The sequence below is a fragment of the Streptococcus tangpeifui genome (genome assembly GCF_011038795.1).
Taxonomy (GTDB): Bacteria; Bacillota; Bacilli; order Lactobacillales; family Streptococcaceae; genus Streptococcus; species Streptococcus tangpeifui.
Genome location: NZ_JAAKDU010000001.1, coordinates 13,550 through 28,671, shown reverse-complemented (window position 1 = coordinate 28,671; position 15,122 = coordinate 13,550). Strand labels below are relative to the sequence as shown.

The 15,122-nt window shown below is 42.5% G+C and carries 13 protein-coding genes; 4 read left to right on the top strand and 9 right to left on the bottom strand.

Features of this window, described 5'->3' with window-relative positions; genetic code table 11:
• Nucleotides 1–52: 52 nt before the first annotated feature.
• From gatB to gatC, 3 genes are read right to left on the bottom strand one after another with little or no spacing between them, the layout of a single operon-like run.
• A complete protein-coding gene (gatB, locus tag G7Y32_RS00115; protein WP_165208947.1) occupies nucleotides 53–1,492 on the bottom strand; it encodes an Asp-tRNA(Asn)/Glu-tRNA(Gln) amidotransferase subunit GatB in 1,440 nt (479 codons plus the stop codon).
• A complete protein-coding gene (gene gatA, locus G7Y32_RS00110) occupies nucleotides 1,492–2,958 on the bottom strand; it encodes an Asp-tRNA(Asn)/Glu-tRNA(Gln) amidotransferase subunit GatA (protein WP_165208943.1) in 1,467 nt (488 codons plus the stop codon). The genes gatB and gatA overlap by 1 nt, the downstream gene beginning before the upstream one ends.
• A complete protein-coding gene (gene gatC, locus G7Y32_RS00105; protein WP_165208940.1) occupies nucleotides 2,958–3,260 on the bottom strand; it encodes an Asp-tRNA(Asn)/Glu-tRNA(Gln) amidotransferase subunit GatC in 303 nt (100 codons plus the stop codon). Before gatC ends, gatA begins: the two co-directional genes overlap by 1 nt.
• A gap of 131 nt (nucleotides 3,261–3,391) precedes the next feature.
• Here gatC and G7Y32_RS00100 point away from each other — a divergent pair, with 131 nt between their 5' ends.
• The gene (locus G7Y32_RS00100) at nucleotides 3,392–4,174 is read left to right on the top strand and encodes a TraX family protein (RefSeq protein WP_165208937.1); all 783 of its coding nucleotides are present in this window, start codon (nucleotides 3,392–3,394) and stop codon (nucleotides 4,172–4,174) included.
• A 95-nt stretch (nucleotides 4,175–4,269) separates the two neighbouring features.
• On the opposite strand, the gene G7Y32_RS00095 is transcribed toward G7Y32_RS00100, so the two are convergent.
• Nucleotides 4,270–6,903 (bottom strand): ABC transporter permease, encoded by a 2,634-nt coding sequence (locus tag G7Y32_RS00095; protein ID WP_165208934.1) that lies wholly within the window; start codon nucleotides 6,901–6,903, stop codon nucleotides 4,270–4,272.
• 12 nt (nucleotides 6,904–6,915) lie between these two features.
• On the bottom strand, nucleotides 6,916–7,617 hold the full coding sequence (locus tag G7Y32_RS00090; protein ID WP_165208931.1) for an ABC transporter ATP-binding protein: 702 nt from the start codon (nucleotides 7,615–7,617) through the stop codon (nucleotides 6,916–6,918).
• 119 nt (nucleotides 7,618–7,736) lie between these two features.
• Between G7Y32_RS00090 and G7Y32_RS00085 the strand changes: the two genes are divergently transcribed.
• Nucleotides 7,737–8,285: a TetR/AcrR family transcriptional regulator gene (locus tag G7Y32_RS00085; RefSeq protein ID WP_165208928.1), complete on the top strand. Its 549-nt coding sequence runs from the start codon at nucleotides 7,737–7,739 to the stop codon at nucleotides 8,283–8,285.
• Nucleotides 8,286–8,997: 712 nt separating this feature from the next.
• Here the strand turns inward: G7Y32_RS00085 and G7Y32_RS00080 are convergent.
• The 3 genes from G7Y32_RS00080 to G7Y32_RS00070 form a co-directional block, all read right to left on the bottom strand.
• A complete protein-coding gene (locus G7Y32_RS00080; RefSeq protein WP_165208924.1) occupies nucleotides 8,998–9,549 on the bottom strand; it encodes a cysteine hydrolase family protein in 552 nt (183 codons plus the stop codon).
• Nucleotides 9,550–9,625: 76 nt separating this feature from the next.
• The gene (gene codY, locus G7Y32_RS00075; protein WP_004226020.1) at nucleotides 9,626–10,411 is read right to left on the bottom strand and encodes a GTP-sensing pleiotropic transcriptional regulator CodY; all 786 of its coding nucleotides are present in this window, start codon (nucleotides 10,409–10,411) and stop codon (nucleotides 9,626–9,628) included.
• A gap of 301 nt (nucleotides 10,412–10,712) precedes the next feature.
• Entirely contained in the window at nucleotides 10,713–11,927 is a 1,215-nt protein-coding gene (locus tag G7Y32_RS00070; RefSeq protein WP_004228433.1) for a pyridoxal phosphate-dependent aminotransferase, read from the bottom strand.
• A gap of 192 nt (nucleotides 11,928–12,119) precedes the next feature.
• On the opposite strand from G7Y32_RS00070, the gene G7Y32_RS00065 reads away from it, so the two are divergent.
• Nucleotides 12,120–12,569 carry a universal stress protein gene (locus G7Y32_RS00065; protein WP_172459641.1) on the top strand — a complete coding sequence of 150 codons (450 nt, stop codon included), beginning with the start codon at nucleotides 12,120–12,122 and terminating at the stop codon, nucleotides 12,567–12,569.
• A gap of 98 nt (nucleotides 12,570–12,667) precedes the next feature.
• Here G7Y32_RS00065 and G7Y32_RS00060 read toward each other — a convergent pair whose 3' ends face one another.
• Nucleotides 12,668–14,074 (bottom strand): Cof-type HAD-IIB family hydrolase, encoded by a 1,407-nt coding sequence (locus G7Y32_RS00060; RefSeq protein ID WP_165208919.1) that lies wholly within the window; start codon nucleotides 14,072–14,074, stop codon nucleotides 12,668–12,670.
• Nucleotides 14,075–14,144: 70 nt separating this feature from the next.
• Between G7Y32_RS00060 and G7Y32_RS00055 the strand changes: the two genes are divergently transcribed.
• Complete coding sequence (locus tag G7Y32_RS00055) at nucleotides 14,145–15,110, top strand: asparaginase (protein WP_165208916.1); 966 nt, start codon at nucleotides 14,145–14,147, stop codon at nucleotides 15,108–15,110.
• Nucleotides 15,111–15,122 lie beyond the last annotated feature (12 nt).

Here is a 15,122-nt window from a genome sequence, read left to right as displayed (position 1 = left end):
TTATCACGATTTACTGATTAAGTCCCACTCTCTCTTAGGGTTTAGGTTTATATCAATCTAATAGTTTTGCCAACTCTTCCTTGAGCAGTTTTTGAGCCACCTGCGGGTTAGCTTGGCCTTTGGTTGCCTTCATGAGGAAACCAGTAAAGGCCTTGTCGGCATTGCGTTTACCTGATTTGAAGTCAGCGACAGCTGCTTCATTATCCGCAAAGACTTGGTGGATAATCGGGATCAAGACATCTGGATCGGAGATCTGTACCAAACCAGCCTTTTCCACATAGTCACGCGCAGAACCGCCATTTTTAGCCAGATGGACAAAGACCTTTTTAGCAATCTTAGATGAAATGGTGCTATCTTCGATCAAGCCCAGCATTTCTACCAGATTTTCTGGTGTCAGATTAATGTGTTCAATGGTTTTAGCTTCGCTATTAAGAAATTGGGCCACTTCACCTTGGAGCCAATTGGAAACCTGCTTGGCATCGCCGCCTAGGCCAACAGCTTTTTCAAAGAAGTCTGATGTCGCTTTAGTCGCTGTCAATTGACTAGCATCATAGTCCGTCAGACCCAATTCATTCACATAACGAGCTCGGCGGTCTTTGGCAAATTCAGGCAGGCTACTCCGCATGTCCTCGATCCAATCATCAGAAATCTCAAAGATTGGCAGATCGGGCTCTGGGAAATAACGGTAATCGGCCGAACCCTCTTTAACCCGCATAAGAATTGTTTGTTTTCCAGCTTCATCGTAACGGCGGGTTTCCTGACGAATCACACCACCGGAACGCAGGATTTTAGCTTGACGCTCTACTTCATATTCCAAGCCCTTGCGAACATTGCTGAAGGAATTGAGATTCTTGAGTTCGGTCTTAGTACCAAATTCCTTTTGACCATAGGGACGCAAGGAAATATTGGCATCGACCCGCATGGAGCCTTCTTCCATTTTGACATCAGAAATACCGGTGTATTGGATAATCTCCTTTAAAGCTGTCAAATAAGCATAAGCCTCTTCAGGAGAGCGCATATCAGCCTCAGAAACGATTTCAATCAAAGGCACACCCTGACGATTGAGGTCAACGTAGGAATAACCATCATCAGCGTGGGTATTCTTACCAGCATCTTCTTCCAAATGCGCCCGTTCAATACGAATTTTCTTTGTTGAACCATCATCCAGCTGCGCTTCCAGCCAGCCATCATAACCGATTGGTTCATCAAATTGTGAAATTTGATAGGCTTTAGGATTATCTGGATAGAAATAGTTCTTGCGGTCAAAGTGCATGGTCTGATGAATATCCATATTGAGCGCCAAAGCAGCTTTTATGCCTGCATCAATAACACCCTTATTCATAACCGGCAAAACACCCGGGAAGGACCAATCGATGATATTAGTGTTGGCATTGGGATTCTCACCAAAATGAGCCGATGATGGTGAGAAAATTTTTGAATTGGTATTTAATTCCACATGGACTTCCAGCCCAATAATGGTTTCAAAGTTCATTAGTTCTCACCTCCAAAAATTGCTGGCTGCTGCTTATGGTAGTCAGTCACTGCTTCAAAAGCAGAGGCTGCTTGATAGATAGTTTCCTCACCATATTTAGGACCAATTAATTGCAATCCAACTGGCAACCCTTCCACAAAGCCTGACGGGATCGAAATTCCTGGCAGCCCAGCTAGATTGACCGGAATGGTCAAAAGGTCAGCTAGATACATGGCAACAGGGTCATGATTGAGTGTATCCAGGCCAAAAGCTACCTGCGGTGCTGTAGGACCAAGGATAAGGTCATAATTGACAAAGACCTTTTCAAAATCTTGAATAATCAAGCTACGTACCTGACCAGCCTTTTTAAAGTAGGCATCATAGTAACCAGACGACAGACTGAAGGTCCCCAGCATGATACGGCGTTTAACTTCATCACCAAAACCTTGGCTGCGAGTCTTGACATAGATATCCTCTAGAGATTCGGCACCTTCTGCTCGGAAACCATAGCGAATCCCATCGAAGCGTTGCAGGTTGGAGGAAGCTTCTGAAGAAGCAATGATGTAATAAACCGCCACACCATACTTGGAATGGGGCAGACTAACTTCTTCAACAATGGCTCCCAAGTTTTCAAACTGCTTAGCCGCTGCTAGAATATTTTCTTTAATTTGTGGATCAATGCCTTCGCCCAAGTATTCCTTAGGCAGGGCAATTTTCATCCCTTTGATGTCTTGCCCAATCTTACTGGTATAATCAGCAATCCGAACAGGAGCAGAGGTGGAATCCTTCTTGTCCTCGCTGGCAATAGCATTTAGCAGTTGGGCATTTTCTTTAACAGTCTGCGAAAATGGACCAATCTGATCCAGCGAGCTGCCAAAAGCAATCAGGCCAAAACGGGACACCGTACCATAAGTTGGCTTAAGACCGACAACACCATTAAAAGCTGCCGGTTGACGGATGGAACCACCCGTATCAGATCCCAGTGACAGACGAACCTGACCAGAAGCTACTGCTGTCGCTGAACCACCTGATGAACCACCGGGGACCTTGCTTTGATCCCAAGCATTTTTAGTCTTCTTGAAGTAGGAAGTTTCGGTTGAGCCGCCCATGGCAAACTCGTCCATGTTGGTCTTACCAACGACGATCATACCTTTTCCATAGGCATTTTGAACAGCTGTCGCATCAAAGATGGGTTCATAATTGTAGAGAATTTTCGATGCAGCAGTTGTTAAAATCCCCTTAGTCGAAATATTATCCTTAACCGCTAAAGGAATTCCTGACAGGACATTATCCGCATCAATTCCTTCTTCATCTATAGTCTGAGCCTGCTCCAAAGCCGCCTCTTCCGCTACCGTGATAAAAGAACCAACAGCCGTCTCACGCGCCTTGATATCCTCGAGTGTCGCCTCAGTCAGTTCAGTCGCAGAAATTTCTTTTTTGACCAGAAGGTCGTGTAATTCTTCAATTGTTTTATGATTAAAAGACATCAGGCATCTCCTCCGTCATCTAAGATCGCCGGTACCTTGATATAATAATCTTTCGACTCCGGTACATTTTTAAAGAGCTGATCGCGATCAGTTCCTTCTTCAGCCACATCAGGGCGAATAACTGTCTTGCGGTCAGCCATGGTTGTTGTAATAGGCACACCAGTCGTATCAACTTCATTCAACAGCTCAACCATGTCGACAATTTTGGTCAAGGTAGTCGCAAATTCAGCCGTTTCTTCATCTGAGAAGGACAACTTTGACAAAGCCGCTACATGGCGAACTTCTTCTTCAGAAATTTTCATCCATTTTTCTCCTATAAGCATTACATAGTCTTCAAAATTATATCACACTTTTAAAGATAAAAACATTCTTTCAAAATTGTAAGGGCAGGGCTTCATTATTTTGGTACACTGATATTAAGGAGGAAGATGCCATGAAAACACTAAAAGGATGGAATACTAATCAGCTTAAATACATCGCCCTGACTTTTATGGTAATGGATTCTGCATTTTTTGCCTTCCCTGGCTTGCCAAGCTGGCTGCATCTCATGACACGATTTGTTGCTCCTGTCTTTGCTTATTTAACACTGGAAGGTTTCTTTCATACCAGAAATCGGCAAAAACATTTGCTTCGATTGTGGGTGGCTGCCATTCTCATGCAGCTGGGTGACTTCCTATCTTTGCTGCTCCTAGGATCTAAGCACCAGATCGTAGATAATATTTTTTTAACCCTCGCTTTAGGTTACAGCATGATCTATTTTTGGCAAAAAGCTAAAGACTCCACCAATCAGCGCAGCCTTAATCTTATCTTGGGAACAGTGATTTTCATCATGGGACTTTTCCTATCGCTTATCGGTCTGCCTCTTGGCCAGCACCTCAGCCTGACACTGGAAGGCGGTGTCCCAATTCTCTTTCTTATGCTGATTTTTTGGGGATTCTACGGCAGTCCTAAAAGGCAGCTGCTCGTCTTTGGATTATGGAGCGTCTTGCTCTTTATCATAATGGGACCAGACCTTAATATCAGTCATTACCCAAGTCTGGGCGTCTGGTTTGAGATGTTTTGTTACAACAGCGATGCTATGAGCTTCCTCTTCCTTCCCTTCCTATTTTTCTATAACGGGCAAAAAGGCAGCACTAAGCCTATCCACAGATGGTTTTTCTACATCTTTTACCCTGTCCATCTTTGGATCTTGCATATACTAGCTTTCTTCTTGTAAATGGATCTTGCACATCATAAAGAGGTTGGGAACGTTCCCAACCTCTTTTAACCTGCAGAGAGGATGATATCACCAACACTTCTGCTGGAAATTTATCACTCTGCTGCCTGTAAAGCTTCCAGCATATCAAGATATTTGAGTCGATAGTGAACAAATACCCCTAATCCTACAAGAATAAGACAAATAAAAACAATTGGGATCACATAAACCTGAATATCAACATTTGTCCCAAATAATACATTATCAGAACCAATCATCTCCATGATTACTTGATGCAAATAATGACCAGCTAAGAGTCCCAAAACATTTCCTACCATTGAAAGAACAATCGTTTCACGGTAAATATACAAGGTAACCTCACTATCGTAAAAACCAAGAACCTTTACCGTGGATAACTCTCTAATACGTTCAACAATATTGACATTAGTCAAGTTATAAAGAATAACAAGGGCCAAAAGAACTGTATTGACAACCAGAACAATCATGGCTGCATTCAAAGAGGTAACAATTGTTTTAATCATCTTCATCCGAGATGTATTTTGAGTCACCGATGCAACCTCGTTCATAGCCAGTAATTTCGTTGATATATCCTTAATATGAGAAGAAGAATCATCCTTTAGGTTGATAAAATAAGCATTATCATCGGGCTTCTGACCAAAAATATCTTGATAGACTGACCGAGTCATAAATAAATAGTGGCCGACATTCATCTTGGCAATGGCAGCAACCTTGATACGGCGCTTCTTACCATCACTGTCCTTAAGATAAAAACTCTTACCCTCATCGACCTTATAAAAGCGGGCTAATTTTTCAGAGATAACGACACCGTGCTTAGGCAGTTTTAAGTCCTGATTAGTACGGGCATCCTTTAAGCGAACAAAGTCGTCAAAGTTGTCGCCATCCGTTGCCATAACAGCAATACTCTGCCGGTCTTTTAACTGAGGGACCTCTTCAGTCAAGTTAGTGTAATAAATACTCTGATAACGCGCAACGTCCTTTGACCTTAAAAAGTTCGTTAAGCTATCATTATCTTTGACACCTTCCTTTTTCATAGCTACCAGATGATAAGGGGTCAACTGCGTAAACTGTTCCCTAATCACCTTTCCCAAAGAGGATTGGATTCCTAATCCTGCAAAAAGAAGTGCAACTGAACCAGCCACCCCCAAAATCGTCATCAGCATCCGCTGCTTATAGCGAAAAATATTACGGACGGTCACTTTATGAGTAAAACTCAAACGCCGCCACATAAACCCTATCCGCTCTAAAAAGATCTTCGACCCTCTCACAGGCGGCTTAGGCAGCAGCAACTGAGCCGGTTTTTCACCCAACTCCTTACTGGCAATAAGATAAGCCGGTAAAACAGCACTCGCCAATCCTAACAAAACAGCGATTAAGGTATAAGACCAGTAAAAGGATAAATGGGGACTGCCCAAGACCATATTCCCTGAAAAAATCTGTAGCACAATTCTTGAAAGTAAATAATGGCCTCCGATAATACCTAAGAGGCTGCCCAGCATGCTAGCTACAAAACCATAAATAAGAAATATCCGGATAACATCCTGTTTCGTATAGCCCAGAGCTATCAGTAAACCCGATTTGTTTCTTTCCTCATCAACAAATCGAGTCATCGTCGTAAAGGTAACCAAGGCAGCAACACCATAGAGTACAATAGGAAAAATATTGCCGAGATTGCCCATACTGTCTGCATTGGCAGAATAGACCGTATAACCTTCTCCGCCCAGCATGGTCGAACGTGTATAAGTATTATAGATTGGTTTTGGCATGGCATCAATTTGAGCCTGAGCTTTTTGAATCTGCTGCTCCTTTTGAGCGATTGATTGGCGCGCTTGACTAATAGACTGCTGAGCCAACTCTTGCTGATAAGGAGGTGCTGATGCTAGAGCAGCTGTACTTTCTTGCAGCTTCTTTTTTGCGTCAGCCAAGGCTATTTTACTTTGGTCAACTTTTTTCTGCGGTGCCTTTTTCAAGTCTGCCAGACGCTTTTGGCCATTATCCTCTAACACTGTATCTAACGCGTCTTGATAACTATTCACTTTTTTAGTGTAACCATCGGAAAAAGGATTAAGCTTTTTCAGTCGGTCATAGCGAATTCTAGCCAAAGTATTGGTGCTATTCGCAAAGGCTGAGGAATTCACAACACCATAACTTGTCAGATTACCATCTCCTGCTGTCGATGATCCTAAATTTAAGTTAGACCAAATTTCAGATGACTTGATGAAACCGACTATTTTGAAATCTTTTTCTACCAAATTAGACTTCTCAGAAAGCTGAAAGGATAATTTATCACCCAGTTGATATTTCTTTTTCAAAGGAGCAGCCAGAGCAATCTCATTCTGTTTCTTGGGTAAATTGCCTGATTCTAACTGGTAAGTCGAGATGGTCTGACTTTTGGAAAACACCCTCACAGCATTGTCGGTATCCTCAATCGTCACATCTGTTACTTTCCCAAACTCTACCTTAGCACCATCAACATGCTCTAACTCTTCCTGATCAGCCTGACTAAAACCATGGCTGGCTGTTACAAATAAATCTGCTGTTTGATGGGCTTGCAGATACTCATCAGCTCGCCCTTGCATATTGGGTCTTGTTGCTTTTAAACCGATAAAGGTAAACGATCCTAAAAACATCAAAAGCATAATAGAAAGAAAGCGGCCTTTTGATCCCAACAAGGCCTTCCAGATCGTTTCCCAGTAAACCTTTTTTCTCATAAAATCACCCCTTTAATACTCAAGACTATCAATATCTAAAGGCTGATCATTGCAGGTAATCTTACTAACCTTGGCATCATGCAGATAGATCACTCTGTCAGCAATTGGCGCCAAGGACGAGTTATGCGTGACAATTATAACAGTGGCCCCTCTTTGACGAGACATATTCTGTAAGAGTTTTAGGATCTGCTTACCTGTTTGATAGTCCAGAGCTCCTGTAGGTTCGTCACATAAAAGTAACTTAGGGTTTTTAGCAAGAGCACGGGCAATAGATACTCGCTGTTGCTCTCCCCCAGACAGCTGGGCAGGAAAGTGGTCTAACCGATTTCCAAGCCCAACTTCCTCTAGGGTTTCAGCAGCATCTTTAGCATCAGACACTATTTCTGAAGCCAGTTCCACATTTTCTTTGGCTGTCAAGTTGGGAACCAAGTTATAAAATTGAAAGACAAAGCCAACATCATTGCGGCGATAAGCCGTTAACTCTTTGGGACTGTAAGCGGCAATATTATTACCATCAATCCAAACTTCCCCATCATCATTCGTATCCATACCACCAAGAATATTAAGAATCGTTGATTTGCCGGCACCAGAAGCTCCCAAGATAATAACCAGCTCTCCTTCATCAATCCCAAAGCTGATATCATTATTGGCGATAACTTCTCTTTCTCCCATCTGATAACGCTTATAGGAATGTTTCATTTCAACATAACTCATCTAACCATCTCCTTATTTAGACACTTGTTGCTTTAATCTTTCCTTTAGTATATAATAGACTAAAGTGAAAAACAAGCAGCATTATATAGACTTTTGTCTATTTAAAGAGAGGATATCCTATGACTCAAAAACGTCACACACAAAGTAAGGCCAAAATAAAAGCAGCTATTACCGAGCTGCTGCTAGAAAAGAAAGCATTTGGAGATATCACTATCCGTCAAATCACTGAAAAAGCCCACATCAACCGCAGCACTTTTTACCTTCATTATCAAGATAAATATGACTTGATTGAAAAGCTTATGCACGAAATCACTGACCATCTCCGCAAAGAATTGAGCGATGATCCTGCCAGTATTAAAGAAAAACTCATTCACAGTCTCAATTACCTACAAAGCCAGCAAGAATTTATCAAGCTCATCATTGATATAGCACCGATAAATTTTTCACAAAAAACACGCCAGTTTATTACTGAGCTGGTCGAGAACGATCCTGCCCTCTTCTATGATGCGGTCAACCCAGATCTACCCCTCCCCCAAGATTATAGGCTGACAACCTATGTTGCCAGCATTGAAAGCATCTATGCTCATTGGATGCTAACAGGTGCTCAAGAATCTCCCCAAGAGGTTGCGGATATGATTCTAGTTGTCCGAGGATTTTATCAAAAATAATCAAAAATATGGAGGTCGCATTATGGCAAGGCTATCTATCCATCGAAACATCAGTCTTTTCAACGTCCGAAGTCCGCTCTTTCTCATACTTGACAATAAGAATATTGGCCAACTGACAATTATCAAGCCGAGGGAATGCTCTATCCCAGCGAGCGAACACACTGTTTATGTCAAAGATATCTTAGGATTTACCAGTCCAGTACTGACTATAAATATTCGAGAAGATAGAGAATCTGTGGTAAAGGTAAGCAACAAACTTTCCTTACTGCTCCTATTGCTCTTTCTAATAGTATTCAGTATTCTGCTCAAAAGTCTTCTAGTCTCATTCCCTGCCTCAGCGATTAACCCTATCTTAATAACTATCTGGCTGATATCTCTTGTAGTCCTCTTCATCTTTTGCCGCCACTCCTTTTATAAGGTTCAGGAAGACACCCCAGTCCAGAACAAACATCTATGATGGCTTTGCCTTCACCCATAAATATGGGAATCTCTGAAGATTGCGTATAAATCCACTGTCATTAAGTTAAGTCAGACACATACTCAAGCGACCAACTGGACATCAGGAAATTTTTCCGTCTGAGATCCAGTTGGTTATTTTTGTGTCTACTTAAAGAAGGGGGAGTATTACCCAAAGTTTGAAATTATGGCACTCAGTAGGTAAAGCTTACCGAAAATTGCGCCCCTAGTCATCGCTTAAATAGCGATTCGATTTTCATTCTGTAACAGTCGCCCCTAAGACATTCTTGAAATGATCAAGGGCAAATTGATGATTTTCTTGAGTCAGGCTTGCCACGCAGGAAGCAGGAATCTCAATATCATAACCCAGATTATAAGCATCAATAGCTGTATGAAGGACGCAGATATCAGTGAGAACACCAGTTAAGACTAAAGTTGTCACCCACCTTTCCCGCAGCCGAATATCCAAATCCGTTCCCGCAAAGGCTGAATAGTGGCGCTTATCCAGCCAGAAAACCCGACTGTCATCCTTGATAGCTTCATAAACATCAGCCAGCTGACCATAGAGGTTGCGTCCGCTGGTCCCCTTGATATTGTGGGGTGGAAAGAGTTTGGTTTCGGGATGAAAAGTATCTCCTTCATCATGGCCATCAATGGCAAAGAAAATATAATCACCAGCTTCATAGGCTGTCTGGGTTTTAGCAGCAATGGCTGTTTCAATGGCCTGAGCAGGCTGACCTGCTGTCAGTTTGCCATCATCCGCCACAAAATCATAGGTATAATCAATCGAAATCAGCGCTTTAGTCATTTTTATCCTCCATTTTAGACATAGATATTTTCTTCATTATACTAAAAAATCCTGCCATAGGGACAGGATTTTTCTACTACTCAAAATCTTTAATCTTATCAAAGATACCTTCGTTAATAACCTTAAGGTAGGTTCCCTTCATTCCCAAAGAACGACTTTCGATAATACCGGCACTTTCCAACTTTCGCAAAGCATTGACGATAACCGAACGAGTAATTCCAATCCGATCAGCAATCACAGAAGCAGTCAAACGCCCCTCAAGACCTCCTAATTCATTAAGAATGGCAGCTACAGCTTTCATTTCCGAATAAGACAGGGTATTGATGGCCATATTAACAGCTGTTTGCTTGCGGATGGTTTCTTCCAAATTTTCTGTTTGCAGATTGAGCAATTGAATCCCAACAACGGTCGCTGCAATTTCAACCAAAATCAAGTCATCATCGGTAAATTCATCATCATTGCGCCAGATAATTAAAGATCCCAGCCGCATGCCACCACCATAGATCGGTGCTAAAGTGGTCAGACCTCTCGGATAGATATCTCGGGACTCTACTGGAAAGATGGTTAACTCGCTGGAGACAGGGATATTGGCTTCGGTATCGTAAACCCGACTAATCCCCCGCATATAGTCATCAGGGAACTGCTGAGCGTCAAAAATCTCCTCAACACGGTCGGTGTTGGTTTTATAATTCATGGCATAGCCAAGAAGCGTTCCCCCACCATCAACGATACAGACATTACAATCAATAATATCAGCCAACTGCAAGGCCATAATATTGTAAGGTAAATCCTCTTGCAAACTGTCAACCGAGCGTTGCAAGATGGATGTGATTTTTCTTGTTTTTTCTAATAAGCTAGGCATTTCTCTTTTCCCTCTTTATGATTTCACCTCATTATATCAGAGTCTTTTTGAAATCGCAATCAATTATCAGAAAATTTCTTATAGTTCCAAAATTATAGTCAATAATTTACAATTTTAATAAAAATGTTCGGATTTTAATGGATCTTTTTCCCTTTTTACATAATAGCCCCGCTGGTATCTTGCTCAAAATCAAGCTGCTATCGCTTTTTTACGAAGAAAATCTTTGCAATGCTTGGCAAACGCCAGAAAAAAGAAACCTCCCAATTCTAGGGAAGTTTCTCCAATAATAGACTTTATAACTTTAACGTTTATACTGAGCCAAGACCCGAGTGATCTTTTCTTGAACCTCTGCCAGTTCAGATACTCGGGGCAGATAAACAATGCGGAAGTGATCAGGCTTGTTCCAATTGAACCCTTTACCAGGAACTAGCATGACCTTCTCTTGCTTAAGCAAGCGCAAAACAAATTCTTCATCATCATCGACCCTATACATATTCGGGTCAATCTTAGGAAAGATGTAGAGGCCAGCCTTAGGTTTGACGGCTGTTAAGCCAGGAATATCATTGATAGCCTTAGTGATAAACTCTCTCTGCTCATAAATTCGACCGCCTGGGACTAACAATTCATCACCAGATTGGTAGCCGCCCAAGGAAGTCTGAACAACATGCTGAGCCAAAACATTGGAGCAGAGTCGCATGTTAGACAGCATATTAAGTCCTTCAATATACCCCTTGACAGACTCCTTAGGTCCGGACAAAACCATCCATCCAACCCGAAAACCACAGATACGATGGGACTTGGAGAGACCATTCATAGACACACAGAAAACATCAGGAGCCAGACTGGCGATGGCTATATGCTGTGCCCCATCCATTACCAAACGATCATAGATCTCATCCGCAAAGATAATCAAATCATTCTGCCGAGCAAGCTCAACAATGTCTTCCAAAATATCCTTAGGATAAAGGGCACCTGTTGGATTATTGGGATTAATGACCACGATCGCCTTGGTATTTGAGCTAATTTTGGACTTGATATCATCGAGATCCGGATACCATTCAGCCTGCTCATCACAGAGATAGTGGACAGCCTTACCTCCCGCTAGACTGACACAAGCCGTCCAAAGAGGATAGTCGGGCATAGGAACCAAAACCTCATCCCCATCATTTAGCAGAGCTTGCAGGGACATAGAGATCAGCTCAGAAACCCCGTTACCGATATAAATATCATCAATATCAACCGGTGGGAAGCCCTTGGTCTGACAATACTGCATAATAGCCTTGCGGGCAGAAAAAATTCCTTTAGAATCTGAATACCCCTCACTCTCTCTGACATTTAAAATCAAGTCTCGGATAACTTCGTCAGGAGCTGTGAATCCAAAAGCTGCAGGATTCCCTGTGTTGAGGCGGAGAATTTTCTCACCATTAGCCAACATACGATTAGCTTCATCAAGGACCGGCCCACGAATGTCGTAAGCCACATGTTCGAGTTTGGATGACTTATTAAATTGCTTCATTACTTGTAACCTCTGTCGCTTTATTATAGCTGAATTAATAAAAAATTGGAAACAATTTTAAGAGCTTTCGCTAAAAAAGATAGCTGAGAGGATTGGAAGAAATTTCCGAAAATTCTAGCAATCGCTTTCATAAAGTTTGAAAAAGAGGTATAATAAACTTACGAAAACAAGAATAGGGGGAACAATCCTATGATTCAAGCTTATAAACATATCCTCGTTGCTGTCGATGGTTCTGACCAGGCCGAATTGGCTTTTAAAAAAGGGATTGCTGTTGCTAAGCGCAATGATGCCGAACTTGTCTTAGCCCATGTTATTGATACTCGGGCTATCCAGAACATCGCTGCCGTTGATACCTTCACCTACGAAAACCTTGAAAAAGAAGCTGATGCTCTTTTAGGCGGCTACGAAAAAACTGCCAAGGAAGCCGGCGTCAAAGAAGTCCGTAAAGTAATCGAATTCGGCAACCCTAAACGTCTTTTAGCCATTGATATTCCTAAACGTGAAAAGACTGACTTGATTCTTTTAGGAGCGACCGGTCTTAATAATTTTGAACGTCTTTTAATTGGTTCTTCTTCTGAGTATATCATGCGTCATGCCAAGGTGGATATTTTAGTTGTTCGTGATGAACAAAAGACTTTGTAAATCAGCTAGTAGCTGTTTGCAAAAATGATGAAAAATCCTTGCCTGTTGAGCAAGGATTTTTCTGATAGCTTCGGCTATTTTCAGTTAGGAAAGTAAAGCTAATCATTTAGACTGCTAGTCTCGCTGGCTTTTCGCCGCAGAGCTTTATGCAGCTGGCGATCAACTTCTCGCTTAATGGCAGGTTCTGGAGCAAAACGCTTTTCCCAATCATCTGGTTTTAAAATTTTATGAGTCACTGGGTCAAAATGGGCTTTGCCGTCCGGGAAGGTCTTCCCCATATTAGCCGCATGAACAATATCAAAAACACCACTAGGATCAACGCCCATCAGGACGAAGGAGCCATAGGTTAGATAGAGCAAATCAATCAAAGCATCAACTTGCCCAACCAGCGGACTTTCTGGATGCTTCTTGGCTTGCACCTTGGTCGCTGCCTTATCTAAAGCAGTATGCAAGTTAGCTAGGGCCTGCTCAAAGTCATCTGAGGTCTGACAGGTTGCATAAATGAATTCAACAATTTCCTCCAATTTAAAGTCAGCCCGATGGCTTGCTTCTTCAAGACCATAAACTCGAGGAGTATTGTTAGTTGCCCCATCCATAAGCCGGTGAAAATCACGCACTTTATTGAAATTATCATCAGCTGACAGAAAGTCATTTTCACTTCCCAGATGGATGAGACCATAATGGGACAGAGCCTTGGCAATACCATTTTGATTGTTGGAGTCAGTGATATAGTGAGCCGTCTGCTTGAGCGCCTCAGTCCCATTCCCCATGGCAATACCAATACCAGAACCCAGCAGCATCTCAATATCATTTTCCGAATCGCCAAAGGTCATGACTTCAGATAGCTCGAAATCAAAAATCTGACCCAAGCGTTCAATTCCCTTAATTTTGGACTGACCTTCTGAAATCAAGTCAGCTGAGTAAGGACTGGAACGAGTGATTTTAATATGAGGAAATTTTTCCTGAATCTTACTGGTCTCGCCTTCAGTTGCCACCATGACGACCTGATAGACAGGCTCTCGCATAATAGTTTTTAGGGCCTCTAAGTTCTGAGGTTTGACACGACGAATAATGTTTTTAAAGGACCGCTCAACAAACTTGGCCAGACGTTTGGGGACCAGCCGACTGGCCACTTGACCAAAGCGGGAAGTTCCCATATTGATGATATTAGAACCTAAGAGGCCGACCGATGTCCCTAGAGAAACCTCTCTTCGGCGTTCTTGAGCATATTTTATCAAGCGGTAAACAGTTGATTTGGGTAATTGATTCTGGTAGATAACCCGATCGCGACTGACGATGTACTGACCGTTATAGGTGACCGCAAAATCCAACCCCAGATTTTCCATGAAAGGAGCGACGAAAGCCGGACCGCGACCAGTAGCTAGGCCGACAAAGATGCCTTGATTTTTCAGCTCAGCAATAGCTTGCTGGGTCGTCCGCGAAACGTTTTTACGGTCGTTCAAAAGCGTGCCATCAATGTCAAAAAATACTGCCTTAATTGCCAAAACGCCGGCTCCTTTCCAGTCTTTTATGATAGAATAAATTATAACACAATTTCAGAAAGAAAAAAGTACGATGAAAAAAATCCTTGTTCTCCATACTGGCGGTACTATTTCCATGCAGGCAGACGATGCTGGTCAAGTTAACTCCAGCAAGGATAACCCTATGAACCATATTGGGCTAGACTTGTCCAACATTGAGTTAACCGTTCTTGATTTTCTTAATATTCCCAGCCCCCACATGACTCCTTACCACATGCTGGCCCTTTACCATAAGATTAGGGAATGCGCCGATCAGTTTGATGGAGTGGTCATCACTCATGGGACTGACACTTTAGAAGAAACAGCCTATTTTTTGGATACCATGGCAATCCCAGAGATTCCCATTGTTTTGACAGGAGCCATGCGGTCATCCAATGAACTGGGAAGTGATGGCGTCTATAATTACCTGTCAGCCATTCGAGTAGCCAGTCACAATAAGGCGACAGACAAGGGAGTTCTGGTAGTCATGAACGATGAAATTCATGCAGCCAAGTATGTGACCAAGACCCACACCACCAATGTGGCTACCTTTAATACCCCAACCCACGGTCCCCTTGGCATTATTATGAAACATGACATTCTCTTTTTTAAAACGGCAGAACCTAGGGTCCGTTTTGACTTAGATACCATCACCGGAACGGTGCCCATCATCAAGGCTTATGCTGGCATGGGAGTGGGCGAGGGGATTATCAGTCTTTTAGATCCGCAGAAAATTGATGGGGTAGTTATCGAGGCCTTAGGTGCTGGAAACCTACCACCCGAAGCAGCGAGTGAGTTGGAATGGCTGATGAGTCAAAACGTGCCAGTTGTGCTTGTCTCTCGCTGCTTCAATGGCATTGCCGAGCCCGTCTACGCCTATCCTGGTGGGGGCGCTAAATTGCAGGAATCTGGGGTTATGTTTGTCAAGGAACTCAATAGTCAAAAGGCCAGACTCAAGCTTCTTATCGCTCTCAGTGCTGGGTTAAAAGGAAAAGCATTAAAAGAATATATTGAGGGATAACAATGGAGGAAG